The sequence below is a fragment of the Micromonospora sp. WMMD961 genome (genome assembly GCF_029626145.1).
Lineage (GTDB): Bacteria > Actinomycetota > Actinomycetes > Mycobacteriales > Micromonosporaceae > Micromonospora.
In genome coordinates this window covers 5,288,362-5,314,122 of the sequence record NZ_JARUBJ010000002.1, presented here as the reverse complement: position 1 = coordinate 5,314,122, position 25,761 = coordinate 5,288,362, and the positions used below count along the sequence as shown (strand labels likewise).

At 70.4% G+C, this 25,761-nt stretch carries 21 protein-coding genes and 1 pseudogene; 15 read left to right on the top strand and 7 right to left on the bottom strand.

Going from position 1 to position 25,761, the window contains the following annotated elements; genetic code table 11:
* The first annotated feature begins 50 nt into the window (after window positions 1-50).
* From O7614_RS23935 to polA, 8 genes are all read left to right on the top strand, one after another.
* On the top strand, window positions 51-674 hold the full coding sequence (locus O7614_RS23935) for a response regulator (protein ID WP_088991522.1): 624 nt from the start codon (window positions 51-53) through the stop codon (window positions 672-674).
* 60 nt (window positions 675-734) lie between these two features.
* Window positions 735-1,913 (top strand): hypothetical protein, encoded by a 1,179-nt coding sequence (locus tag O7614_RS23930; RefSeq protein WP_278140704.1) that lies wholly within the window; start codon window positions 735-737, stop codon window positions 1,911-1,913.
* A 352-nt stretch (window positions 1,914-2,265) separates the two neighbouring features.
* On the top strand, window positions 2,266-3,417 hold the full coding sequence (locus O7614_RS23925) for a branched-chain amino acid ABC transporter substrate-binding protein (RefSeq protein WP_278140703.1): 1,152 nt from the start codon (window positions 2,266-2,268) through the stop codon (window positions 3,415-3,417).
* A gap of 67 nt (window positions 3,418-3,484) precedes the next feature.
* Window positions 3,485-4,468 carry a branched-chain amino acid ABC transporter permease gene (locus tag O7614_RS23920; protein WP_278140702.1) on the top strand — a complete coding sequence of 328 codons (984 nt, stop codon included), beginning with the start codon at window positions 3,485-3,487 and terminating at the stop codon, window positions 4,466-4,468.
* Window positions 4,465-5,643 carry a branched-chain amino acid ABC transporter permease gene (locus O7614_RS23915; protein WP_278140701.1) on the top strand — a complete coding sequence of 393 codons (1,179 nt, stop codon included), beginning with the start codon at window positions 4,465-4,467 and terminating at the stop codon, window positions 5,641-5,643. Before O7614_RS23920 ends, O7614_RS23915 begins: the two co-directional genes overlap by 4 nt.
* Window positions 5,636-6,577, top strand: a complete 942-nt coding sequence (locus O7614_RS23910) for an ABC transporter ATP-binding protein (RefSeq protein ID WP_278140700.1) — start codon at window positions 5,636-5,638, stop codon at window positions 6,575-6,577. Before O7614_RS23915 ends, O7614_RS23910 begins: the two co-directional genes overlap by 8 nt.
* Window positions 6,564-7,277 (top strand): ABC transporter ATP-binding protein, encoded by a 714-nt coding sequence (locus tag O7614_RS23905; protein ID WP_278140699.1) that lies wholly within the window; start codon window positions 6,564-6,566, stop codon window positions 7,275-7,277. The genes O7614_RS23910 and O7614_RS23905 overlap by 14 nt, the downstream gene beginning before the upstream one ends.
* Window positions 7,278-7,409: 132 nt before the next feature.
* Window positions 7,410-10,109, top strand: coding sequence for a DNA polymerase I (polA, locus tag O7614_RS23900; protein ID WP_278140698.1), 2,700 nt, complete (start codon window positions 7,410-7,412; stop codon window positions 10,107-10,109).
* A 314-nt stretch (window positions 10,110-10,423) separates the two neighbouring features.
* Here polA and O7614_RS23895 read toward each other — a convergent pair.
* The 4 genes and pseudogenes from O7614_RS23895 to O7614_RS23880 all read right to left on the bottom strand — a co-directional run.
* A pseudogene (locus tag O7614_RS23895) lies at window positions 10,424-10,771 on the bottom strand (DUF3140 domain-containing protein); the annotation flags it as partial.
* Window positions 10,758-10,976 (bottom strand): DUF2945 domain-containing protein, encoded by a 219-nt coding sequence (locus O7614_RS23890; protein ID WP_278140697.1) that lies wholly within the window; start codon window positions 10,974-10,976, stop codon window positions 10,758-10,760. The pseudogene O7614_RS23895 and the gene O7614_RS23890, both read right to left, overlap by 14 nt.
* A gap of 52 nt (window positions 10,977-11,028) precedes the next feature.
* Window positions 11,029-11,631, bottom strand: a complete 603-nt coding sequence (locus tag O7614_RS23885) for a Uma2 family endonuclease (RefSeq protein ID WP_278140696.1) — start codon at window positions 11,629-11,631, stop codon at window positions 11,029-11,031.
* Between the two features lie 57 nt (window positions 11,632-11,688).
* Window positions 11,689-12,495, bottom strand: coding sequence for a class I SAM-dependent methyltransferase (locus tag O7614_RS23880; protein ID WP_278140695.1), 807 nt, complete (start codon window positions 12,493-12,495; stop codon window positions 11,689-11,691).
* A gap of 363 nt (window positions 12,496-12,858) precedes the next feature.
* Between O7614_RS23880 and rpsA the strand changes: the two genes are divergently transcribed.
* Window positions 12,859-14,481, top strand: a complete 1,623-nt coding sequence (gene rpsA / locus O7614_RS23875; protein ID WP_278140694.1) for a 30S ribosomal protein S1 — start codon at window positions 12,859-12,861, stop codon at window positions 14,479-14,481.
* A gap of 193 nt (window positions 14,482-14,674) precedes the next feature.
* A complete protein-coding gene (coaE, locus tag O7614_RS23870; RefSeq protein WP_278142357.1) occupies window positions 14,675-15,856 on the top strand; it encodes a dephospho-CoA kinase in 1,182 nt (393 codons plus the stop codon).
* 10 nt (window positions 15,857-15,866) lie between these two features.
* Here coaE and O7614_RS23865 read toward each other — a convergent pair whose 3' ends face one another.
* Complete coding sequence (locus O7614_RS23865; protein ID WP_278140693.1) at window positions 15,867-17,555, bottom strand: hypothetical protein; 1,689 nt, start codon at window positions 17,553-17,555, stop codon at window positions 15,867-15,869.
* Between the two features lie 206 nt (window positions 17,556-17,761).
* Between O7614_RS23865 and uvrB the strand changes: the two genes are divergently transcribed.
* The 4 genes from uvrB to O7614_RS23845 all read left to right on the top strand — a co-directional run bounded on the left by uvrB (window position 17,762) and on the right by O7614_RS23845 (window position 22,949).
* Window positions 17,762-19,870, top strand: coding sequence for an excinuclease ABC subunit UvrB (uvrB, locus tag O7614_RS23860; RefSeq protein WP_278140692.1), 2,109 nt, complete (start codon window positions 17,762-17,764; stop codon window positions 19,868-19,870).
* Window positions 19,871-19,990: 120 nt separating this feature from the next.
* A complete protein-coding gene (locus O7614_RS23855; protein WP_278142356.1) occupies window positions 19,991-20,899 on the top strand; it encodes an AraC family transcriptional regulator in 909 nt (302 codons plus the stop codon).
* Window positions 20,900-20,972: 73 nt separating this feature from the next.
* Window positions 20,973-21,341 carry a VOC family protein gene (locus O7614_RS23850; protein WP_278140691.1) on the top strand — a complete coding sequence of 123 codons (369 nt, stop codon included), beginning with the start codon at window positions 20,973-20,975 and terminating at the stop codon, window positions 21,339-21,341.
* A 750-nt stretch (window positions 21,342-22,091) separates the two neighbouring features.
* A complete protein-coding gene (locus O7614_RS23845; RefSeq protein WP_278140690.1) occupies window positions 22,092-22,949 on the top strand; it encodes a helix-turn-helix transcriptional regulator in 858 nt (285 codons plus the stop codon).
* A 121-nt stretch (window positions 22,950-23,070) separates the two neighbouring features.
* On the opposite strand, the gene O7614_RS23840 is transcribed toward O7614_RS23845, so the two are convergent.
* Window positions 23,071-23,364 (bottom strand): antibiotic biosynthesis monooxygenase family protein, encoded by a 294-nt coding sequence (locus O7614_RS23840; protein ID WP_269683177.1) that lies wholly within the window; start codon window positions 23,362-23,364, stop codon window positions 23,071-23,073.
* A 367-nt stretch (window positions 23,365-23,731) separates the two neighbouring features.
* Between O7614_RS23840 and O7614_RS23835 the strand changes: the two genes are divergently transcribed.
* On the top strand, window positions 23,732-24,730 hold the full coding sequence (locus tag O7614_RS23835) for a TerC family protein (protein ID WP_278140689.1): 999 nt from the start codon (window positions 23,732-23,734) through the stop codon (window positions 24,728-24,730).
* A gap of 58 nt (window positions 24,731-24,788) precedes the next feature.
* Here the strand turns inward: O7614_RS23835 and O7614_RS23830 are convergent, their stop codons facing one another.
* Window positions 24,789-25,712 (bottom strand): NlpC/P60 family protein, encoded by a 924-nt coding sequence (locus O7614_RS23830; RefSeq protein WP_278140688.1) that lies wholly within the window; start codon window positions 25,710-25,712, stop codon window positions 24,789-24,791.
* Window positions 25,713-25,761 lie beyond the last annotated feature (49 nt).

The following is a 25,761-nucleotide window of genomic DNA, read 5'->3' as shown; positions in this document are numbered from 1 at the left end:
GGGAGCATGGGTGGGTAGCCGTGCAGTGATCGATGGTGGGGGTAGGGCTGGTGGCTGAGATGCCGACGGATGCCGAGCGCAGGCGCGTACTGATCGCCGAGGACGAGGCGCTGATCCGGCTGGACCTCGCCGAGATGCTTGTCGAAGAGGGTTACGAGGTGGTGGGGGAGGCCGGTGACGGCGAGACAGCCGTCCGCCTCGCCGAGGAGCTGAAGCCCGATCTGGTCATCCTCGACATCAAGATGCCGATCATGGATGGGCTGGCCGCCGCCGAGCGCATCGCCGGCGCGCGGATCGCCCCGGTGATCATCCTGACCGCGTTCAGCCAGCGTGACCTGGTGGAGCGGGCGCGGGCGGCGGGCGCGATGGCGTACCTCGTGAAGCCCTTCCAGAAGAGTGACCTGGTCCCGGCGGTGGAGATCGCGCTGTCGCGCTACTCGGAGGTCGCGGCCCTGGAGGCGGAGGTCGCGAGCCTGACCGACCGGCTGGAGATCCGCAAGGCGGTGGAACGCGCCAAGGGCGCGCTGATGACGACCTACGGGATGACCGAGCCGCAGGCGTTCAAGTGGATCCAGCGCACGGCGATGGACCACCGGATGACCATGAAGGAGGTCGCCGAGCGGATCCTCGCGGAGACCGCCGGCGGCGAGGTGTCGCAGCAGCCCACCGTCTGAGCGCCTGATCCGGCCCGGGCGGGGCCGCCAGGCGTGACCTCCGGTGGTTAGCATCGACGCGTGTCCGTCCGACGGGTGATCGCGGGGTTCGGCCTCTTCGCGCTGGCTCTCGCCGGGTGCGACGGGCCGGGCGGCGGCGCGCCGACGACGGCCGCCGCGCCGGCGTCGCGACCGGCCTGGCAACCGCTGACGCTGCCGGCGCCGCCGGGCGGTGCGGGACGTCCGGTGGTACGCGACGCGGCGGCGTGCGCGGGCCGGTGGTTCGTGGTCGGTGGCGTCGTCGACGCCGAGGGCGGCACGCGTCCGGCGGCCTGGACCAGTGTGGACGGTACGACCTGGACGGTGCTGCCGGTGCGTCCGGAATCGTTCTACGGTCGGCAGAACGTGTTCCTGTCGGTGGCCTGCCGGGACGGGAAGGCGGGGCTGGTCGGCGCGAAGGTCGGTGGGGCGCACGGTTATCCGCGGGTGAGCACGTGGCGGCAGGTGGCCGACGGCGCGCTGGTCGAGGTGCAGGCGTCGTTCGAGACGTACGGCGGGCCGACGGCGGTGAACGTGTCCCGTCTGGCGGCCGGTCCCCAGGGTTGGCTGATCGTCGGCAACCGTTCGGCGGGGGCGGCCTCCTGGGTGGGGTCGCCGGACGCGGCGGAGTTCGCGCTGGTCGAGGGTGCTCCGGAGCTGGCCAGTGACGCGGCGGGGGTGACCTGGGCGTTCGACTCGGTGGCGACGTCGTCGGGTTGGCTGGCGGTGGGTGGTCTCCTGCCGGCCGGTCGGATCGACCGGGATCCGGCGGTCTGGTCGTCGCCGGACGGGCGGTCGTGGCGGCGCACGGTGCTGCCGGGCGGTCCGGAGTACGAGGAGCTGCAGCGGGTGGCGCTGGTCGGCGGGGTGCCGGTGGCGGTCGGCCTGCGTGGCGGGACGTTCGGCGCGTGGCGGCAGGAGGCGGCGGGCTGGGTGGCGGCCGGGACGTTCGGGCGGCGGGCCGGCGCGGGGGTGCCGGCGGTGGCGTCGCTGGTGTCGTCGGGGGATCGGCTGTTCGCCGCGGTGGTCGACGGGGCGCGGCATTCGGTGTGGGTGTCGGCGGATCGTGGTGGGTCGTGGCGGGAGGCCGCGATGCCGATCGATGTGCCGGCGGGCGTCGACCGGGACGTGACGCTGGTGGCGGTGGGTGGCCGGTGGTGGTTGGCAGTTGACGACGGCGCCCGAGCCGGGCTCTGGTGGGCGGACGGCGCAGGGGTCTGAAACCCGACTGTGCCGGGGATGTCCGCCCGATCACGCTGTTTTCGCTGTTCAGGACGCCTTTTCTCAGGCCGCGACCGCCCCTGTGAGCGTGGGTGGTATTCCGACCGGGCGCGGGCTTAAGGACCGTGTGGCCGGTTCACCTGTTACGGACATCGACAAGATTGCCCACGTCTTCGTAACGGTTTCGCAGACCCCGCGTTCAGGCCTTCCGGGACGGTATGCGGTGTCGGTACGCTCCGCCATCACGAGCCGTAACGCAGGGGGAGTCCCTGCGGGGTGGGTGGAATTGCGGTCTGCTGCTGTCGCCGTCGCTTCGGGTCAGCCGGGTCCGCATCTGGAGGAGGTCAAAGCCGTGAGGCGAAGCTATGTACGGGCGCTGGGCACCGTTGCGCTCGCCGCGACCCTGGTGGTCGCGGCTGGTTGCCAGGATTCCGGCAGCGGCGAAGGTGGGACCGCGTCCGGTGACTGCGGTGGCAAGATCGCGATCTTCGGCGCGTTCACGGGTGACAACGCGGGTCTGGTGATCCCGTCGCTGAACGGCGCGAAGCTCGCCGTGGAGCAGTTCAACGCGGCGAACACGGACTGCAAGGTCACCATGCAGGAGTTCGACACCCAGGGTGACCCCGCGGTGGCGACCCCGTTCGCGAACCAGATCGCGGGCGACAACTCGTTCCTCGGTGTCATCGGTGGTCACTTCTCCGGTGAGTCGGACGCGACCATGCCGATCTACCAGGCCGCCGGCCTGGCGATGGTCAGCCCTTCGGCGACCCGGACGGACCTGACCCAGAAGGGCAACACGTCCTTCTACCGGGTGGTCGGCAACGACGGCACGCAGGCCGGTGCGGTGGCCAGCTACCTGAAGTCCCAGAACGCGCAGAAGGTCTTCATGGTCGACGACGCCAGCGCCTACGGCGCCGGCATCACCGACGAGCTGGGCAAGCAGCTCGGCCCGCTGGTCGTGAACAAGGACAAGATCCAGGAGCGGCAGACGCAGTTCGACGCCACCGTCTCCAAGATCAAGGCCGCGCAGGCGGACTTCGTCTTCTACGGCGGCTACACCCGTGAGGCCGCTCCGCTGGTGAAGCAGATGCGTGCCGCCGGCGTCAACGCCAAGTTCGTCGGCCCGGACGGTCTCTACGACACCGCGTTCCCGAAGGGTGCCTCCGGCGGCGCCGAGGGCGCGATCATCACCTGCCCGTGCCTCCCGGCCGACAAGGCCGGCGGCACCTTCTCCGCCGACTACCAGAAGAAGTTCGGCATCCCGCCGGGCTCCTACGGCGCTGAGGGCTTCGACGGCGCGACGATCTTCCTGGACGCCTTCAAGGCTGGCAAGAAGAGCCGGGCGGACATCCTGGCGTTCGTGAAGTCGTACGACAAGCAGGGCGTGTCGAAGTACATCAAGTTCGACGCCAAGGGCGACGTCGACCCGACGAAGGTCGTCATCTGGGCCTACCAGATCAAGGGCGAGGCCATCGAGCCGCTGCAGGAGCTCAAGCTCAACTGACGCCCCACGCGATGGAATGCGGCCGGGGTGTTTCACCCCGGCCGCATTCGATTCAAGGAGACCCCCGGTGCATTTCGATGAACTGATCGGCCATCTCGGCCAGCACACGGTCGACGGCCTGTCCAAGGGCGCCATCTACGCCCTGATCGCCCTTGGTTACACCCTCGTCTACGGCGTCCTTCGCCTGATCAACTTCGCGCACTCCGAGGTGTTCATGGTCGGTACCTTCGCGGTGCTGATCCTGTGGAACCAAATCGGAGTCGAAAATAACCCGCCTGTCGGTCAGGCGATCCTGTTCCTGGTGCTCGGTCTGGTCGTCGCGGCGGTGGCCTCGGGTGGTACGGCTCTCGCGCTGGAACGGGTCGCGTACCGGCCGTTGCGGCGCAAGAACGCGCCGCCGCTGATCTTCCTGATCACCGCGATCGGTCTGTCCCTGGTCTTCGTCGAGCTGTTCGGGCAGGTGTTGCCGAAGTTGCTCGGTGGCGCGTTGCCGGACGTGTTCGGTCGGCCCCGGCAGATCGTCGGTATGCCGACGATCATCCAGCAGGAGACCCTGTTCACCATCGGCAACACGGCGATCACGAACATCCAGCTGATCGTCTTCGTCGCGGCCGTGGCGATGATGGCGCTGCTGGACTGGTTCATCAACCGCACCCGGTACGGCCGGGGCGTGCGGGCGGTGGCCCAGAACCCGGAGACCGCCGCGCTGATGGGCGTCAACCAGGAGCGCGTCATCATGCTGATCTTCGTGCTCGGTGGCATCATGGCCGGCGCCGCCGCTCTGTTGTGGAGCATGCGGTTCGGCTTCACCCAGAACAGCATCGGCTTCGTGCTCGGTCTCAAGGCCTTCACCGCCGCGGTGCTCGGTGGCATCGGCAACCTGCGCGGCGCGCTGCTGGGTGGCCTCTTCCTCGGCATCGTGGAGGTCTACGGCGCGACGCTCTTCGCGTCCAACTGGGAGGACGTCATCGCCTTCGTGGTGCTGATCGTGGTGCTGATGTTCCGGCCCACCGGCCTGTTGGGTGAGTCGCTCGGGAGGGCCCGCGCATGATCGACAAGATTCGCTCCGCAGATCGCCGCCGGGTCGGTTTCCTGACCTCGGTCAGCGAGCGCTGGCAGGCGCTGCCGAAGTGGCAGAAGGCCATCGGCGTGCTCGCCCTGCTCGTCTTCGTCTACTCCCTGCCGTACCTGGGTAAGCTGCCCGGTGGTCTCATGATCCCCGGTCTGAACGACCTGCGCACCGACTCGATCGAGGGCGGCAACAACTGGGCGGGCGTGCTGTTCGTCTGCGCCATCTACGTGCTGGTCGCGATCGGTCTGAACGTGGTGGTCGGCCTCGCCGGTCTGCTCGACCTCGGCTACATCGGCTTCTTCGCCATCGGCGCGTACAGCGTGGCGCTGTTCGGTTCGGTGAACTCGCCGGTGGTCAAGTGGATCCAGCAGGAGTTCGACCTGCCGCCGACGTGGGCGGTGACCTGGGGCATCTGTCTGCTGATCGCGATCGTGCTGACGATGATCTCCGGTGTGTTGCTGGGTTGGCCGACACTTCGACTGCGTGGTGACTACCTCGCGATCGTGACGCTCGGCTTCGGTGAGATCATCCGGATCGTGGCCCGCAACGCCACCGGCGTCACCAACGGTCCGGTCGGTATCTCGGCGATTCCCGGCCCGGAGGGTCCGCCCTCGGCGGACAACAAGGTCTTCGGCCTGATCGACGCGAAGCCCTGGTACTGGTTGGCGATCACCTTCGTGCTGCTGATGGTGATCGTGGTCCGCCAGTTGGAGCACAGCCGGGTCGGTCGCGCCTGGCTCGCGGTCCGCGAGGACGAGGACGCCGCCGCCGTGATGGGCGTGTACCCGTTCAAGTTCAAGCTGTGGGCGTTCGCCATGGGCGCGGCGCTCGGCGGCCTGTCCGGCTTCCTCTTCGGCAGCCGTAACGCGTTCATCGACCCGACCCAGTTCAACGCGAACCTCTCGATTCTCTTCGTCGCGATGGTCGTGGTCGGCGGTTCCGGCAACATGCTCGGTGTCTCGCTCGGCGCGGTGCTGCTGGCGTACCTGCCGGAGCGGTTCCGCGACTTCGCCGACTACCGTTGGCTGGTCTTCGGTCTGGCCATGGTGCTGGTGATGATCCTGCGTCCGCAGGGTCTGATCCCGAGCCGGCGGCGAGCCCGCGAGTTGAAGGACCGCGCGGCGGAGGCAGAGGAGGCGCCCGCTCATGTCTGACCAGACCACCAGCACGTCCGCGCCGAAGATCCCGGCTCAGCCCGGACCGCGGTCGGTACTGCTCGAAGTCGACGACGTCACACTGCGCTTCGGTGGCGTGGTCGCCCTCGACAAGATCAATTTCCAGATCTACGAGGGCGAGATCCTCGGCCTCATCGGGCCGAACGGTGCCGGCAAGACCACCAGCTTCAACGTGATGACCGGGGTCTACAAGCCGACCTCCGGTGCGGTCCGGTTCCGCGGCCAGAAGGTGACCGGCCGCAAGCCGCACCAGATCAGCCAGTTGGGTATCTCCCGGACGTTCCAGAACATCCGTCTCTTCCCGGAGATGACGGCGTTGGAGAACGTCATGGTCGGCACGGACTCCCGGCACAAGACCAGTGTGCCCGGGGCGATCTTCCGGGTGCCCCGGCGCAAGCCGAAGCCGCACGAGCTGCCGCAGGTGACCGCCGAGGCGGGCATCCAGCGGTCGTGGCAGGAGACGCGCCGGACGTTCGCCAAGACGTTCGGGTTGTCCCGGCACGTCCTGGAGGAGCGGGCGGCCGAGGCCAAGGCGTTGGAGTTGCTGCGCTTCGTCGGCATCGCCGACCGGGCCAACGACGAGGCGCGCAACCTGCCGTACGGCTACCAGCGCCGGTTGGAGATCGCCCGGGCGCTGGCCACCGAGCCGAAGCTGATCTGCCTGGACGAGCCGGCCGCCGGCTTCAACCCGGCGGAGAAGGAGGAACTCCTCACCCTGATCCGCAAGATCCGGGACATGGGCCTGACCGTGCTGCTCATCGAGCACGACATGCGTCTGGTCATGGGCGTCACCGATCGGATCGTGGTGCTGGAGTTCGGCCGCAAGATCGCCGAGGGTGCGCCCGCGGAGGTCAGCCGCGATCCGAAGGTGATCGCCGCGTACCTGGGGGAGCCCGCCGATGACGCTGCTTGAGCTGGAGAACGTCGCCGTCGCCTACGGTCGGATCGAGGCGCTGCACGGCATCAGCCTCACCGTCGACGAGGGTGAGGTGGTGGCCCTGATCGGCGCGAACGGCGCCGGCAAGACCACCACGATGCGGGCCATCTCCGGGACCCGGTCGCTGTCCGAGGGGAAGATCACCTTCAACGGTGAGGACATCAGCAAGCTCCGGGCCGACCTGCGGGTGGTCCGGGGGCTGTGTCAGTCGCCGGAAGGACGCCAGATCTTCCCGGGCATGACGGTGATGGAGAACCTGGACATGGGGGCGTACACCCGGCGGGACTCCGCCGGCATCGCCGCCGACCTGGACCGGGTGCTGGGTCTCTTCCCGCGGCTGGCCGAGCGCCGCAAGCAGGCCGGTGGCACGCTCTCCGGCGGTGAGCAGCAGATGCTCGCCGTCGGTCGGGCGCTGATGAGCCGTCCGAAGCTGCTGCTGCTCGACGAGCCGTCGATGGGTCTGGCCCCGCTGGTGATCCGGCAGATCTTCGACATCATCACGGAGATCAACCAGCAGGGCACCACCATCCTGCTGGTGGAGCAGAACGCCCAGCAGGCGCTGTCGCGGGCACACCGCGGCTACGTGCTGGAGACCGGCCGGATCGTGAAGGAGGGGTCCGGTCAGGACCTGCTGCACGATCCGTCGGTCAAGGAGGCGTACCTCGGCGTGGCCTGAGCCATCCGAGCGGCGGCCGGTCACCCCTCGCGGGGTGGCCGGCCGTCGGCGTTAGGGCCGGCTGTCCTTTCGGTGTCGCGTCACCCGTGCCGCCGGCCAGGGATGTCGGTGCGACGGACTAGAGTCGCTGCCGTGACAGCTACGACGCCGCGCCTGCTCCTCGTCGACGGACATTCCATGGCATACCGGGCCTTCTTCGCCCTTCCCGTGGAAAACTTCTCCACCACGACGGGTCAGCCGACCAACGCGGTGTACGGCTTCACGTCGATGCTGATCAACGTCTTGCGTGACGAGCAGCCCACCCACATCGTCGTGGCCTTCGACGTCTCCCGCCGCTCCTTCCGCACCGAGCAGTACGCGGAGTACAAGGCCGGCCGCAGCGAGACTCCCAACGACTTCAAGGGCCAGGTCAGCCTGGTCAAGGAGGTGCTGGCCGCCCTTCAGATCCCGGTCGTGGAGAAGGAGGGCTTCGAGGCCGACGACGTCATCGCCACGCTCGCCTGTCAGGCCCGTGACCAGGGCATGTCGGTGCTGATCAGCAGTGGCGACCGGGACGCGTTCCAGCTGGTCGACGACCAGATCACCGTCCTCTACCCGCGCAAGGGCGTCTCCGACCTGGCCCGGATGGATCCGGCGGCGATCGAGGCGAAGTACGGCGTCGGCCCGCAGCAGTACCGGGACCTGGCCGCGCTCGTCGGCGAGACCAGTGACAACCTGCCCGGCATCCCGGGCGTCGGCCCGAAGACGGCCGCCAAATGGATCACCACGTACGGCGGGGTGGAGGGCGTGATCGCCCGCGCCGACGAGATCAAGGGCAAGGCCGGCGACAGCCTGCGGGAGCGACTCGCCGACGTGATCCGCAACTACGAGATCAACCGGCTCGTCTCCGACCTGGAGCTGCCGCTGCGCCCGGAGGAGACCCGCTGGACCGGGTGGGACCGGGAGGCCGTGCACCAGGTCTTCGACACCCTCGAGTTCCGCATCCTGCGCGACCGCCTCTACCAGTACCTGGAGGCGGTCGAGCCGGAGGCCGAGTCCGGGTTCGACCTGGCCGGCGAGGTGCTCAGCGAGCCCGGCGCGCTGGCCGGTTGGCTGAGCACGCACGCGCCGACCGGCACACCGGTCGGGCTGGCGGTCAAGCTCGACACCGGCGTCAACCGTCGGCACACCGCCTCCATCACCGGCCTGGCGCTGGCCACCGCCGGCGGCGCGGCGGCCTGGGTGGACCCGGCCCGGCTCGACCCGACCGACGAGGGCGCGCTGGCCGGCTGGCTGGCCGACGCCGAGCGACCCAAGGTGCTGCACGACAGCAAGCCGGCCGTGCTGGCCTGCGCCGCGCACGGCTGGCAGCTCGCCGGCATCGTCCGCGACACCCAGATCGCCGCGTACCTGGCCCGCCCCGACCAGCGCTCCTACGACCTCACCGACCTCGCGCTGCGCTACCTGCACCGGGAGCTGCGGGTCGACGTCCCGGAGTCGGGCCAGCTCACCCTCGACGGCCTCGGCGACGAGGGCGTCGCCGAGCAGAACCTGATGCTCCAGGCCCGGGCCACCCTCGACCTGGCCGACGCGATCGACGCCGAGCTGTCCCGCGACGGTGAGCAGTCCGCCCGCCTGATGGCCGGGGTGGAGTTGCCGCTGATGCGGGTGCTGGCCGGCATGGAGAGCACCGGCATCGCCGCCGACACCCACTACCTGTCCGAGTTGGAGGCGCACTTCGCCGCCGAGGTGAAGGCCGCCGCGCAGGGCGCGTACGAGGCGGTGGGTCGGGAGTTCAACCTCGGCTCACCCAAGCAGTTGCAGGAGATCCTCTTCACCGAGCTGGGCCTGCCGAAGACCAAGAAGATCAAGACGGGTTACACCACCGACGCCGACGCGCTGCAGTGGCTCTACGCCCAGCAGCCGCACCCGGTGCTGGCCCACCTGCTGCGCCACCGGGACGTGGCCAAGCTCAAGTCGACAGTGGACGGCCTGCTCAAGTCGGTCTCCGACGACGGTCGGATCCACACCACCTTCAACCAGACGGTGGCGGCCACCGGTCGGCTCTCCTCCACCGAACCCAACCTGCAGAACATCCCGATCCGCACGGAGGAGGGCCGGCGCATCCGCCGGGCCTTCGTGGTGGGGGAGGGCTACGAATGCCTACTCACCGCCGACTACAGCCAGATCGAGATGCGCATCATGGCGCACCTGTCGTCGGACGACGCACTCATCGAGGCCTTCAACTCCGGCGCCGACTTCCACGCCGCCACCGCCTCGTCGGTCTTCGGGGTGCCGCTCGACGAGGTCACCCCGGACCAGCGCCGCAAGATCAAGGCCATGAACTACGGCCTGGCGTACGGGCTCAGCGCGTTCGGCCTGTCCCAGCAGCTCTCGATCAGCACCGAAGAGGCACGCGGGCTGATGGAGAACTACTTCGCCGGCTTCGGTGGGGTGCGCGACTACCTCCAGCAGGTCGTCGCCCGAGCCCGCCAGGACGGCTACACCTCCACCATCCTGGGTCGCCGCCGCTACCTGCCCGACCTGGTCAGCGACAACCGGCAGCGCCGCGACATCGCCGAGCGGATGGCGCTCAACGCCCCCATCCAGGGCTCCGCGGCCGACATCATCAAGGTCGCGATGCTGCACGTCGACACCGCACTCGGCGCGGCCGGGCTGCGCTCGCGGATGCTGCTGCAGGTGCACGACGAGCTGGTCTTCGAGGTCGCCCCGGGTGAGCGGGAGGCGTTGGAGGCACTCGTCCGCCACGAGATGGGCGGGGCGTACCCGCTGTCGGTGCCGTTGGAGGTCTCGGTCGGCGAGGGCCGCGACTGGAACAGCGCCGACCACTGAGCCTCGGCCTGTCCGGCTGCGGACGGCGCAGTCTGGGCCGGTTGCGGGCGGTCCGGGCCGGTTGCGGGTGGGGGTTGCGGGGCAGCCCGCCCCGCTCCGGGCGGTCAGGCTTGATCCCTGCGCGGGTCGGGCTGCCCCGCAACCCTGACCTGGTCGTCCTTGTCGCGGCCGTAGGTGTCATGGGCCCGTCCCCCGCCTCATGATCTGCGCAACTTCGGGGAAAGTGCTGGGTCGTGGCGTTCTGAGGCAGCAACTTCAGCGAAGTTGTGCGGATCTTGCTGCGGGGGCCCGCGACGTATCGGGCCGGTTCGTTACTTCATCGGGTCGTGGCCCCAGTTCATCAGGGACCAGCGCCACTTCGTGTCGCGGACGTTGCCGGAGGGGCGCTGCGCCATGTGCCGGCGTACGTAGCCGACCACCTTGCGCATGTGCTTGTAGTCGCCCTCGGACAGATCACCGCGCTTACGACGCAGCAGGTTGATGATCTTCCGGCCGGACTCGTGCCCGACGGACTCGCCGCCACCGGAGCGGCCGCCCTTGTGCCAGCCGACCTGCTTCGACTCGTCGGTCTCCAGCCAGGACGACAGCTCGCCGGGCTTCATGTTCACCGCCTCGGTGAACTCCCGATAGGTGTCCCGGCCCTTGTCGTCAGCCTTGCTCATGGCGCAGCGCCTCGGGGCGGTGGGCCACGTCGCGGCCCGTTCCGTCACTGCGTACCCGGTACTGCGGGTCGTCGGGCGCCGCGTTCACGGCCCGTCCCCGGATTCGGGTCCGCTCGGTGATGGTCTCCTGCACCACGCCGTGCGCGCGGCTGCCGTGGGCCGACCAGGAGACATGGTCGCCCTTGTGGAATCTCTGTTCGGCCATGGTCCTCGGCTACCCGACCCGGCCGGGGAGAAACGACTGTGGGGAGAAACGACTACGGGGTGAGCTCGGCGATCGGCAGTTTGATGTCGAACGGCTCGGCCAGTTCGATCACGTCGGCGCCGTCGACGACCAGCTCGTACTGCCGCTCACCGCCCGGCCCCACGTGGTCGCCGATCCGGTACGCGTAGACGTGCACCGGGTCCTGCTCGATCCGCCAGTAGAACGGGATGCCGGCGGCAGCGTACTCACCGGGCTTCGCGAACCGGTCGATCCGTCGCGTGCCGGGCGAGACGATCTCCACGGCGAGCACGACGTCCGCCGGCCGTAACGTGGACCGGTGGGACGGCACCTCGGCGCGACAGACCAGCACGTCCGGCTGACGGCTGGTGTTGGGGCTGAGCCCAACACCGATGGCCTGGCTCACCCGCAGGTGAGCCGGCGCATGCCTGTGGAGCCACAGACGTAGCAGGAACGAGATGTCTTGATGGCCCAGGGTGGGGGAGGGTGTCACCTGGATGACTCCGTCGACGAGTTCGACGCGGGGGGCGTCGTCCGGCAGGGCGAGCAGGTCCCCCAGCGTGTAGTCGGCACGCTGCTGCCGCATCGGATCCGGACACCAGGGGCCAGGTGATGTCGGGATGGGCTCGGCGCTCATGGGGCCGAGCCTACCGGCGATCGATGGGTCGCAGGTCGGACCGCGGGTGCGAAGCGCTCAGTCGGCGGGCTTCTCGGTGACGAAGATGGCGGTACCGGGGAAGAGTCGTCCGCGCAGCGGGCTCCACTGCCCCCAGATGCCCTCGTGCCCCTCCGGCCACTCCGGCTCCACGAGGTCCACCAGCCGGAACCCGGCCGCAACCAGCTCCCGGATCCGGTCGCCGAGGGTGCGGTGCTGCTCGACGTAGGTGGCCACGCCGGATTCGTCCTGCTCCACGTAGGGAGAGCGGTCGAAGTACGAGTGCACGGCCGTCAGCCCGCCCTGGCCGGGATCGTCGAGGAAGATCCAGCGCATCGGGTGGGTCACCGAGAACACCCATCGTCCGCCGGGGCGCAGCACCCGGTGCACCTCGGCGTGCAGGGCCGCCGAGTCGTCCACGAACGGGATCGCGCCGAACGCGGTGCAGGCGCTGTCGAACGACCGATCGGCGAACGGCAGGGCGAGGGCGTCGGCCTGCACCAGCGGTACGCGTACCCCGGTGTCGTCGGCGGCCTTGGCGGCGTGCCGCAACATGCCGGCGGACAGGTCGAAGGCGACCGGCCGGGCGCCCTGGGTGGCGAGCCAGCGGGCGGCGGCCGCCGCCCCGCAGCCGACCTCCAGCACACGCCGCCCGGACACCTCGCCGAGCAGGTGGGCGTCGGCCTCGCGGAGTCCTTCCGGACACCAGACGAAGTCCACGTCGCCGAGGAACGCGCCGTGCTCGGCCTGGTAGTCGTCGGCGTCGGTGTCCCACCAGCCGCGGTTGGCCCGCCGGACCTCGGCGTCACCCACCCGGCGCCGGGTGACCCGGCTGTCGTCATCCACGGCGCCCACGCTAGGCCCTGCGCGCCGGGTCGGTTGCGGCGGCGCGGCCGGATCCGGCGGACTTCTCACCGGGCGTCGTCGGCCGCGACCGGTTTCCGTAGGGTGGCGCGGTCCGGGCGGTGGGTCGGTTGATCGAGCGGCGCCGACCGGTCGGCGCCCGTCGGGCGGGGCGCTTGGGGCCGCTGTGACGCACGAGACAGCAGGGGTCGTTTCCGGGCGATTGTTCGTCTTTCGCAGGTCACCGCACGTAGAGAAGCCGGGAGGGCTTGCACGCTGTGGTAATGCGCACGGTAGGCTAGACGATGCGCTCGCGGATCGCGTTGCCTCGGCAGGGAGCAGGTGCGCGGTCGACGGAGCCACATCATGATCTCACTAGCGATCGTTCGGTGTGCCCGGCGACGGATCCGCTGGCGCGAACAGGTCACCGCGACACCAGCCTGCTGTGACAACCCACCGACCGGAGCAACCGCCCACATGACGAGCAGCATCGAGGCCCCCTCGAGCGCCACCCGGGTCACCCACGACGATCTCGGTTCCGAGGAGGCTTTCCTCGCCGCGATCGACGAGACCATCAAGTACTTCAACGACGGCGACATTGTCGAAGGCACCGTCGTCAAGGTCGATCGGGACGAGGTCCTGCTCGACATCGGCTACAAGACCGAGGGCGTCATCCCCTCTCGGGAGTTGTCGATCAAGCACGACGTGGACCCCGCCGAGGTTGTGACGGTTGGTGACCACATCGAGGCCCTGGTCCTCCAGAAGGAGGACAAGGAGGGTCGTCTGATCCTCTCCAAGAAGCGGGCGCAGTACGAGCGGGCCTGGGGCACGATCGAGAAGATCAAGGACGAGGACGGCGTCGTCCGCGGTTCGGTCATCGAGGTGGTCAAGGGCGGCCTCATCCTCGACATCGGGCTGCGCGGCTTCCTGCCCGCGTCGCTGGTCGAGATGCGTCGTGTGCGTGACCTGCAGCCGTACGTCGGGCGCGAGCTCGAAGCCAAGATCATCGAGCTGGACAAGAACCGCAACAACGTGGTCCTGTCCCGCCGGGCCTGGCTCGAGCAGACGCAGTCCGAGGTGCGCACCGAGTTCCTCAACAAGCTGCAGAAGGGCCAGGTCCGCAAGGGCGTCGTGTCCTCGATCGTCAACTTCGGCGCGTTCGTGGACCTCGGCGGCGTCGACGGTCTGGTGCACGTCTCCGAGCTGTCCTGGAAGCACATCGACCACCCGTCCGAGGTCGTCGAGGTGGGCCAGGAGGTCGAGGTCGAGGTCCTGGACGTCGACCTGGACCGCGAGCGGGTCTCGCTGTCGCTGAAGGCGACCCAGGAGGACCCGTGGCGGCAGTTCGCCCGCACCCACGCGATCCAGCAGATCGTGCCGGGTAAGGTCACCAAGCTGGTCCCGTTCGGTGCGTTCGTCCGCGTCGACGACGGCATCGAGGGCCTGGTCCACATCTCCGAGCTGGCCGAGCGCCACGTGGAGATCCCGGAGCAGGTCGTCCAGGTCGGCTCCGAGGTCATGGTCAAGGTCATCGACATCGACCTGGAGCGTCGCCGGATCTCCCTGTCGCTCAAGCAGGCCAACGAGGGCTTCGTCGAGGGCGAGGAGCACTTCGACCCGACCCTCTACGGCATGGCCGCGACGTACGACACCGAGGGCAACTACATCTACCCGGAGGGCTTCGACCCGGAGACGGGCGAGTGGCTCGAGGGGTACGACAAGCAGCGCGAGACCTGGGAGAACCAGTACGCCGAGGCTCGTCAGCGCTGGGAGGCCCACACCAAGCAGGTGCAGACCTCTCGGGCCGCCGACGCCGAGGCCGCTGCCAACCCGACTCCGGCCGTCCCGGCCGCTGCCGGTGGTGGCGGTGGCAGCACCTCCTCCTCGTCCAGCCCGGCCCCGAGCCGGCAGGCCGAGGAGCCGGCTGGCACGCTGGCCACCGACGAGGCGCTCGCCGCACTGCGGGAGAAGCTCGCCGGCGGTAAGTGACCCGCTGAACGACGACGGGCCCCGTCCCCGCGATCTTCGGATCGCCGGGGGCGGGGCCTTCGTCATGAGCAGGGTGCCCGGCCGGGTGTAGGGGGCCGTGTCGTGCCTGCTGGGCCGCGCCGGCTGGCTGGGCTAGGCCGGGTCGGGGTGGGCGGGTTTGCTGGTGGCCTTGGGGATCCGGTTGACTGGTCGGGTGTTGAGAGTGGGGTTGACCGGCGGGATCGGGTCGGGCAAGAGCGCGGTGGCCGCACGGCTGGCCGAGCGGGGCGCGGTGCTCATCGACGCCGACCAGATGGCACGGGAGGTCGTGGCACCGGGCACGGACGGGCTGGCCGAGATCGTTGCCGCCTTCTCCGACTCGGTGCTGGACGCCGATGGCGCGTTGGACCGTGCCGCGTTGGGCGCGCTGGTGTTCGACGACGAGGCGGCGCGCCGTCGGCTTGAGTCGATCATCCACCCTCGGGTGCGGGCCCGTACCGCGGAGTTGACCGCCGCCGCGGCGCCGGACGCGATCGTCGTCAACGACGTACCGCTGCTGGTCGAGGTGGGTCTCGCGCCCACGTACCACCTGGTGATCGTGGTGCAGACGGCCGTGACGACCCGACTGGAACGGCTGGCGCGTGACCGGGGGATGGGCCGCGCGGAGGCTGAGCGGCGGATGGCCGCCCAGGCCGACGACGGCCGTCGGCGGGCCGCTGCGGACGTGGTGCTGACCAACGACGGCAGCCTGGCGGCCCTGCACGACGCCGTCGACGCGCTCTGGCAACGGCGGTTGCTGCCCTTCGAGGACAATCTGCGCGAGCGGCGGGTGGTCCCGCCCGGTCGGATCGACCGGGCCGGCCCCGACACGACGTGGCCTGAGCAGTACGCGCGGCTGGCCGCCCGGATCCGACACGCGCTCGGTTCGGACGCCCTACGGATCGACCACATCGGCTCGACCGCGGTGCCCGGCCTCGCCGCCCAGGACGTCATCGACGTGCAGGTGGCCGTGACCAGCCTCGCCGACGCCGATGGCGCGCTGGCCGACCGACTGGCGAACGCCGGGTTCCCCCGGGTGCCGGGGCAGTGGTGGGACGACCCGCGTCCGGCCGGCAGCGCCCGGTGGAAGAAGAGGCTGCACGGCAGTGCGGACCCGGCCCGCCCGGTTCGCCTGCACGTGCGGGTCGCCGACTCGCCGGGCTGGCGGTACGCCCTGATGATGCGCGACCACCTTCGTGCCGACCCGGATCAGCGCGCCACCTATCTGCTGCTCAAGCGGGACCTCGTCGACGCGGCACCGGAGGCCGGCGACTCGGGCACGGCCAACGATCCGTGGTTCGACGAGGAGTACCTCCGCGCTGAGCAGTGGGCCGAGCAGACCGGCTGGCGGCCCTGAGCGGTACGGGTCAGCGGGGTCGAGGGGTGGCAGCCGACCGGGGTATCGGGGCCAGCCGGGGCACCACGGTGGGCCGGAAATCCAGCTGGGCCCACGCGTTGGCGTCGGTGTGCAGCTCCAGTCGGCGTAACGACCCGTCGTGGTCTATCCAGTAGCGGAGCCGCGCCCCGGCCGGGCCCACCTCGACGACGTCCACCGTCTGTCCGCCGGCGACGTCCTCGCGTACCCGGACGGCCGCACCGCGTGGCCCGACCGACCCGGCGGCCACCGCCGCGTCGACGAGCACGCTCACTGCGTCGCTACCGGATCGCGAGACGCGCCACGGTCCGGCCGGCGGCGGTAGCGGCGGCCGGTCGGGCTCCTCCGCGGTGCCGCCACCGGCGGTGCCCGCGGGCAGGTCCGCCCGGGCCATACCGGTGGTGTCGCGCCGCAGCAGGGTCCGGCGGTCCGGCACGCCCAGGTCGGCAACCGCGAGGTACGCGGTACGCGTGGTCCAGCTCAACCAGCCGGCGCCCCGCAGGTTCGTGTCCGTGCCCACGGGAGCGGTCAGCGTCAGCGTGGCGCCGTTCTGTGCGCGTAACCGGGCCGGTAGCTGGTCCAGTCGACGCCGCTCGGCGTCGGTCAGCGCGCGGGGCAGGCCGGGCCGACCACCGAGGGCGTCCACCGGGTGCAGTGTCGGTCGATCCGTCCGGTTGAGGACCACCGTGACCGCGCCGACGCCGGGCAGCCGGGTCACCAGTTTGTGGAGGCGGGCGTCCTGGTCGAGCCAGAATCGGGTCTGCCCGTCCGGGTCGGTGTTCGCCGAACCCGCGTCCGGGGTGGTGCTGCCGGGTGCTCGGGCGGGGGGTGCTGTCCCGGGCAGCGACGCCTGCAGGACGTCCACCGGGCCGGCGGCCACGGTGTCCCGGGCGATCCAGCGCGCGCCGCTGCCGGGCACCGTCTGCGTCGCGTCCGGGCGGTCGGCGGCGAGGCCGAGAAGTAGGTCCAGCACCGGTGCCAGGTTCGTCCCAGGTGCCAGGCGGTGCAACCGCCAACGGTCCGCAGGAGGCACCAGCGGTGGTGCGGCGGGAGTGGGTACGGCCGCAGGGTCGGGTCGGACCACCAGGACCGCGCCGACCTTCTGCACCAGCCCTCGTTCGGCGCCCGCGCCCGGCCCACCCACATCGAGGTAGAGCAGGGACCGAGACCAGTCGACCCACCCCACCAGCTCGATCCGGGCGGCGTCGACGCCAGCGGTGACCCGGACCCCGGCGCGCAGGTCCCGCAGGTTGGTGACCCGCACGGCGGCCAACCGCTCGCCCTCGGCGACGGTCAGCGGCCGGGTCGGCTCGGGCGGATCGGGCGCCCAGCTCAACAGCCCGAACACCAGCGCCGCCGCGGACGTCACCGCGGTCAGTGCGAGCAACAGCAGCGCACGACGTCGACGGCGGCTGGCCGGGGGTCGGCCGGCCGCGTCCGCCAGGTCGACGGCAGGGGCGGAGGTGTCGTTGCGGCGGGTGCTCGCGGGCCCTTCGGTGGTGCGTGCGGTGGAACGTCGCCGTTCGGCGTCGGCGTTGCGGCCGGCGCGGGGGGTGGTGTCGGGAGCCGGCGTCGGAGAGGTGTCCACGGAGGTGAAACGGGCGGGGAGGCACCGGGGTGACGAGCAGGGGCGCTCGCGGCGGCCGGTCTGCGCCTCGAGCGCGACCACACGGGTGCGCACGCCGGACGAGCCGGGTGCTGCGACCGCAGTGCCGGGGGCGGCCGGCCGTGATGACGGCCTGGCCACCGGCCCGGTCGGCCGCCGCGAGCGGCCTACATGAAGAGGGTAGTCCCGGTGACATGGGCCACACAATGGGAATATTGAAGCCGATCACGTACCTGGCGTGACGGCCGTTCCTGTCGGACCTCCGGCGTACCGTTGACGGCATGGCGCTCGACATTCCCCGGCTCGACAGCCGCTTCCAGGTCGTCAGTGAGTTCCAGCCGGCCGGCGACCAACCGGCCGCCATCGACGAGCTTGCGCGTCGGGTCCGGCAAGGCGACCGTAACACCGTGCTGCTCGGCGCCACCGGCACCGGCAAGAGCGCCACCACGGCATGGCTGGTCGAGCGGCTGCAGCGCCCGACCCTGGTGCTCGCCCCGAACAAGACGCTCGCCGCGCAGCTGGCCAAGGAGTTCAGCGAGCTGCTGCCGCACAACGCGGTCGAATACTTCGTCTCGTACTACGACTACTACCAGCCCGAGGCGTACATCCCGCAGACCGACACCTACATCGAGAAGGACTCCTCGATCAACGAGGAGGTCGAGCGACTGCGGCACTCGGCGACGATGTCGCTGCTCACCCGCCGCGACGTGATCGTGGTGGCGACCGTCTCGGCGATCTACGGCCTGGGCACCCCGGAGGAATACCTCGACCGGGCGGTGAAGGTGCAGGTCGGCCAGGAGCTCGACCGCGACCAGTTGCTGCGCCGGCTGGTCGACATCCAGTACACCCGCAACGACATGGCCTTCCAGCGGGGCACCTTCCGGGTCCGCGGCGACACGCTGGAGATCATCCCGGCGTACGAGGAGTTGGCCGTCCGCGTCGAGCTGTTCGGTGACGAGGTGGAGAAGCTCTACTACCTCAACCCGTTGACCGGTGACGTGGTCCGCGAGGTCGACCAGTTGGTGATCTTCCCGGCCACGCACTACGCGGCCGGTCCGGAGCGGATGGAGCGGGCGATCCGTGACATCGAGGTGGAGCTGACCGAACGCCTCGCCGAGTTGGAGCGGCAGGGCAAGCTGCTGGAGGCGCAGCGGTTGCGGATGCGCACCACCTACGACATCGAGATGATGCGGCAGGTGGGCTTCTGCTCCGGCATCGAGAACTACTCGATGCACATGGACGGGCGGCTGCCCGGCAGCCCGCCGCACTGCCTGCTCGACTACTTCCCCGACGACTTCCTCACCGTCGTCGACGAGTCGCACGTGACCATCCCGCAGATCGGCGGCATGTACGAGGGCGACGCGTCCCGCAAGCGGATGCTCATCGACCACGGCTTCCGGCTGCCCAGCGCGGCCGACAACCGGCCGCTGCGCTTCGACGAGTTCCTGGAGCGGGTCGGCCAGATGGTCTTCCTCTCCGCGACTCCCGGCACCTGGGAGATGGAGCAGGCCCAGGGCGAGTTCGTCGAGCAGGTCATCCGGCCCACCGGTCTGGTCGACCCGCAGGTCGTGATCAAGCCGACCAAGGGTCAGATCGACGACCTGATGCACGAGATCAAGCTGCGGACCGACCGCGACGAGCGGGTGCTGGTCACCACGTTGACCAAGAAGATGGCCGAGGACCTGTCCGACTACCTCCTGGAGAACGGCATCCGGGTGCGTTACCTGCACTCGGAGGTCGACACGCTGCGTCGGGTGGAGCTGCTGCGCGAGCTGCGCAAGGGCGACTACGACGTGCTGGTCGGCATCAACCTGCTCCGGGAAGGTCTCGATCTTCCCGAGGTGTCGCTGGTGGCGATCCTCGACGCCGACAAGGAGGGCTTCCTGCGCAGCGGCCGATCGTTGATCCAGACCATCGGCCGGGCCGCTCGTAACGTCTCCGGTCAGGTGCACATGTACGCCGACAAGATCACCCCGTCGATGGCGGCGGCGATCGACGAGACCGACCGGCGGCGGGCCAAGCAGATCGCGCACAACGAGGCGCACGGGATCAGCCCGGAGCCGTTGCGGAAGAAGATCCACGACATCCTGGACGACATCTACCGCGAAGCGGAGGACACCGAGAACTCTCGGGTCGGGGGTGCGGTGCGTCAGCTCTCCCGGGGCAAGGCGCCGGTCAAGGAGACCCGCAGCCGGAGCCGGTCCGCTGCTGCCACCACCTCGCGGGAGGGGATGGCCCGCGCCGACCTCGCCCAGCTGATCCAGGAACTCAACGACCAGATGCTGGCCGCCGCCCGGGAGTTGCAGTTCGAGCTGGCGGCTCGGATCCGCGACGAGGTCTCCGACCTGAAGAAGGAGCTACGCGGCATGGACGCCGCCGGGGTGAAATGACGGACGGCCGCTCCGCCGCCGCCCCGCTCGGGCGCTGGCGGCCCGGGCCTCCGACGGCTGGTCGGGGCGGCTCGCCGGGCGCGGGCGGCCTCACGCGAAGGGTGGACGCGGTTGACGGAGGTGGCAGCGGCCGACGAGATGGTCGTCGGGCGGCCCGATGTACGTCTGCGTCCGTTCGTGGACCGGTACGTGGGTTACCGCGAGCGGGCCGACCTCCCCTTGGTCCGCCGCGAGCCGGCGGGCGTCTTCGTGGTGCTGATCCTCGGTTGGGGCGCTCCGCTGGACGTGACCGACCCGCGCAGCGCGGAGCGCGGCGTGACGCAGGTCGACTCGTTCGTGGCCGGCACCTTCGACGGCTGGTGCACGACCCGCACGCTGGGTGTGGGGGAGGGCGTCGAGCTACTGCTCGCCCCGCTGGCCGCCCGCCGGCTCCTCGGCCTGCCGCTGAGCGAGTTGACCAATCGGGCGGTCGCCGTCGGGCAGCTTCCGGACCGTTGGCTGACGCGACTGCGTGACCGGCTCGCCGCGACGCCCGGCTGGCCGGAGCGCTTCATCCTGCTCGACAGGGTGCTCGGTGCCCGGCTGGCGGCGTCCCCGCCGGTGGACGCCCGCCTCGACTGGGCGTGGCGGTGGCTTGTCGCCAGCGGTGGGCGGGGCAGCGTCGGTGCGTTGGCCGACGAGGTGGGCTGGAGCCGACGCCATCTCGCGTCCCGGTTCCGGCAGGAGGTGGGTCTGCCGCCCAAGACGGCCGCCCGGTTGCTGCGGTTCCAACAGGCGTGCGCGGCGTTGAGCGACGTAGGCCCGCCGGTCGGGCCGAGCGCCCTGGGCGGACCGGGCCACGGGCCGCCGGTCGACGGCGGGCCGGGCGGGCCGGCTGCGGCCGAGTCCGGCGCGGGGAGGTCGGTCGACTGGGCCGCGGTCGCGGCGTGCTGCGGCTACTACGACCAGTCGCACCTGATCCGGGACTTCCGTGAGTTCACCGGGGGCACCCCGACCGCGCTGCTCGCCTCCCGGTCGACGGTCGGCTGAAACTCGCCCGGTCGACGTGCCGAGGTCACGTTCGTCCAATCCGAACCCGGTCAGTGGGCCACAGAATGAGCTCATGCGAACCGTCTATCCGATTCTTCGTTACCCCGATCCCCGTGCCGCGATCGAGTGGCTCTGCTCCGCCTTCGGTTTCCAGGAGCACGCCGTCCACGAGACGCCGGACGGCTCCGTCGCGCACGCCGAGCTCGTCCTCGACACCGGCATGATCATGTTGGGTGGTCAAGCCGACACCGCACCTCGGTCGGTCACCGAAGACTGGTCGGTCTACGTGGCGGTGCCGGACGTCGATGCCCACTGTGCCCAGGCTCGCGCGGCCGGCGCCGAGATCACCCGGGAACCGTTCGACACCGACTACGGCTCACGCGACTACGCCGCCCGCGACCTGGCCGGCAACCTGTGGGCCTTCGGCACCTACCGCCCCTGAGCCAGTCGCGCCCGCCCGCCAGCCGCCACCCTCGGCCACTCGCCCACCCTCGGCCACTCGCCCACCCTCGGCCACTCGCCCACCCTCGGCCACTCGCCCACCCTCGGCCACTCGCCCACTCTCGGCCACTCGCCCACTCGCCCACTCGCCCACTCCCGCCACCTGCAGGCGTGCTGGTTGGGAGGCTTTGGAGCTGAATCGTTTGTGGCATCACGGCCACGTATCGGTGACGGCAACCGGTTGTCCCTCGGCTGGGCCGCGCTTGTCCCTGGCTGGGCCGCGGTCTCCCTCTGCTGGGCCGCGCTTGTCCCTGGCTGGGCCGCGGTCTCCCTCTGCTGGGCCGCGCCTCTGCTGGGCCGCGGTCTTCCTCGGCTTGGGCCGTGGTGCCGGCTGAATCGTTTGCGACATCAGCTCGACAGCGCCAGCGGGTGGTGATGCCCTCCTCGGCGCGGTCGAATGCATCACGTGCGGCTCAGGTCCAGAACGGCATCGGGTCCGCACCGAGCAGGGCTCGCACCGAGCAGGGCTCGCACCGAGCAGGGCTCGCACCGAACAGCGTTTGCCTGCCCACCGGGCCGTGTGCTCCAGCACGGGCCTCCACCGCCCGCGAAAACCCCTGCCGACCAGCGAGTACAACCGGTGCCTGCGGTCCCAATCGGCGGCGGCACCGAATGCCCTGATTGCGGTGTGCGAGCGACCTATTGCACTGGGTGATCGTCCTGCGTACTCTCCCTCGGTGGGGAGGCCGGGATGCCGCTGCCAACAAGTCCTGTCATTCGACGTGCACGTCTGGGCGCAGAGTTGCGCCAACTACGCCGGCGCGAGGCGCTGACCCTGGAGCAGGTCTGCGACCGGCTGGGCTGGGCCTCGACGTCGAAGTTGTCCCGCATCGAGTTGGGTCAGAGCCGTCCTGACCTCGCCGACGTGTTGGATCTGCTGGATATCTACAAGGTGCCCTCGCCCGCCCGCGAGGCACTGATCGTGATCGCCCGGGACGCGGCGACCAGCCGCGGCTGGTGGAAGACCCTGGGCGAGATGAGTGAGCGGCAACGCACCTACGCCGAGTTGGAGGCGGGTGCGGCCGACATCGTCGAGTACCAGCCGTCAGTCGTGCCGGGGCTGCTGCAGACGCCCGCGTACGCCCGGGTGCTGGTCACGGCCGGCGTGCAGCTCACGCCCGAGGTGGACGTGGAGGCCGAGGTGCGCGCCCGGGCGCTGCGGCAGGAGGTGTTACGGCGGGCGTATCCGCCGCGCTACACCGCGGTGCTCGCCGAGGCGGTCTGCGACCCGGGCGACCTGCCGGAGGCGGTCTGGCGGGAACAGTTGCGGCACCTGGTGGCCGTGACCGGGCTGTCCCACGTCACGGTGCGGCTGCTGCCCCGCGGGGCGGCCGGCGGCGGGCTGCACCCACTCACGCCGTACTCCTGCTATGCCTTTCCAGACCCGGCGGACCCGCGGACGGTGATGCTCGAGGCGTTGACCACCGACGTCCGGCTGGCCACCGTGCTCGACGTGGACCGTTACCAGCGGATGACCGAGGCGCTGCTGGCGGCGGCGTTGTCACCGGAGGAGACGATCACCGTGCTGGCCCGCCGCGTCGGCGAGTAGGGGTCGTGCCGCGCGGCCACCGGGCCCGGCGCCCCCGAGCCCGTCGGGACCGGCGGCCGGCGCGTGCGCGGGCACGATAACCGCGGGGTACGACAGCGACCCTGGGCCACGCCAGCGACGCTCAGGCGGGTACGTCGAGGAAGTGCTCGACCACGGGCGGCCCGGCGAAGTGCGGCCCGATCAACGCACGCCACCGCTCGAAGCGTTCGGTGGCCCGGAAGTTGTCCTCGTGGGCCTCGACCGAATCCCATTCGACGAGGAGCACGAAGCGGGTCGGGGACTCGATGCCCCGCGTCATCCGCACGGAGCGGCAACCGGTGGCCCCGGCGAGCACCGGGTGACCCTCGGCGTACGCGGCGGCGAACGCGTCCTCGTGTCCGGGTAGTACGTCGATCAGCGCGACTTCGAGCACCATGTCGGAAAGCCTCCCACGGCGGGCGGGGCAGATGGTGTCCCGGGGCCTGTTCCCGCTGCACTAGCCTCCTAGGACACCTAGGGGGCGTGACCCGTGTCCGGCACCACCGACCGCCCGGGGTGTGATCACGGCCTGTGGTAGGCAACAATGGTCACCGAGGAGGGGAGTATTCCCCCGCGACGGAGTCGTCAGCACGGTCGATCGCCGGAACCACGGCGACCCGACCCGGCCCCGTAGGTCGCCTCCCGGTCACGGGTGGCGGCGGAAGAGACCTCCGACAGCCACCAGAGTGAGCGACAGCGGCACACCGGCCCCTCCGGGGGCGTACGGTGTGCCCGACGCCGCGTGTCTGCCGGAGGAATGAACGTTGGACGTGTCCGGATTGGTGTGGGCGGGGACGCTTGTCGCACTGAGTGCGGTCCTGCTCGTCGACCTGTTGATCATTGGTCGGCGCCCGCACGAGCCGAGTGTGCGGGAGTCGAGCCTCTGGGTCGCCTTCTACGTCGGTCTCGCCCTGCTCTTCGGCGCCGGGGTCTGGTTGACCTCCGGGGCCAGTCCGGCCGGGCAGTTCTACACCGGTTGGCTCACCGAGTACAGCCTCTCGGTGGACAACCTCTTCGTCTTCGTGATCATCATGGCCCGCTTCGGGGTGCCCCGGCAGTACCAGCAGAAGGTCCTGCTCGTCGGCATAGTGCTGGCGCTGGTGATGCGCGGCGGGTTCATCGCCGCCGGTGCCGCGCTGATCTCGCAGTTCTCCTGGGTCTTCTACATCTTCGGCGCGTTCCTGATCTACACCGCGGTCAACCTGGCCCGGCAGGGCGAGCCGGACGAGGACGAGTTCTCCGAGAACGTGCTGATCCGGTGGAGCCGCAAGGCGCTGCCGATTTCCAAGGACTACGACGGCGCGAAGCTCACCACCCACGCGACCGGCAAGCGGCTGTTCACCCCGATGCTGATCGTGATGATCGCGATCGGCACCACCGACCTGATCTTCGCCCTGGACTCGATCCCGGCGATCTTCGGCATCACCCAGGAGCCGTACCTGGTCTTCACCGCGAACGTCTTCGCGTTGATGGGCCTTCGTCAGCTCTACTTCCTGCTCGGCGGCCTGCTCGACCGGTTGATCTACCTGAGCTACGGCCTGGCTGTCGTGCTCGGCTTCATCGGCGTCAAGCTGGTGCTGGAGGCGCTGGCCGACAACAACCTGCCGTTCATCAACGGCGGCGAGCACGTCGGTTGGGCGCCGCACATCCCGATCTGGCTGTCGCTGCTGGTCATCCTCGGCACCCTGGGCATCGCCACCGCCGCAAGCCTGATCAAGTCCTCGCGGGACCGACGCCGTGAGTTGGTCGACGCCCGACGCTGAGCAGGGTGTCGGTCGGGTGCGGGACGCGCCCGGCCCGGCCGACACCTCCGACACACGCCTAGACCCGGTGTGCGCCCACCAGCGTGGCGGTCCGGTCGGCCGGCAGTGGCTCCTCGATGACCCGCCGGCGTCGGTAGCAGGCGTGCAGCATCCGACGCTCTCCGCCGTTGCCGGGCCGGGCGGTGACGATGCCGATGTGGTGGATCTTGCGGCCGGGGCGGGCGAAGAAGTAGAGGTCGCCGGGGCGTTCCGCGCCCAACGTCAGTGGGGTGGTGGCGGCGGCCTGGTCGTCCGCATCGCGGGGTAGCAGCACCCCGAGCCGCCGCCAGGCGAGGTGCACCAGCCCGGAGCAGTCGATGCCGTGCGCGGAGAGGCCACCCCAGATGTAGATCACGTCCAGCAGTCGCTGCGCCACCGCGAGCGCCTCCTCGGGGTTCGGCGCGGCGGCAGGGGGCGCGACGAGGTGGTCGGCGGGCAGCCAGAGCGGCGTGGCCCGGCCGGGGACGTGTACCGGCCGCCAGTCGTCGCGTGCGGGGCCGGCCGGGACGAGGCGGGTGCCGACGACGATGCCGGGCAGCACCACCGGACCACCCGGAGCGGCGTGCAGCCCGGTGACCGTGGTGTCCACGACCAGCGGCGGTTCGGTGCCGGTGGCGCTCGGGTCGACGGGGGTCAGTTGCTCGACGGGGAGCCATCCCGGGTAGCCGCGCGGGTCGAGCTTGGCGGCGGGCTGCTCGACCGCGACGACCCGGGCCCAGCCGTCCGGCCGTAGCTCGCTGACGAGGACCCGCTCGCCGAGCAGGAGTTGGCTCAGCACGCAGTCGCCGACCTGCTGGTCGGTGGTCATCCCGGCGACCCAGGCCAGGATGTCGGCGCGGGCGGTCAGTGCCGGGCGGTCGACCGGGCGGACCGCCTCGGGGGAGGTCCACAGCGTTGCCACCGCGACCCGGATGACCGCCTCGCGGCCCGGTTGCAGCTCCACGTCAACCCCCAGATCGTGTCGGCCGTCAAGGGGAAACCCTATGAAAGAA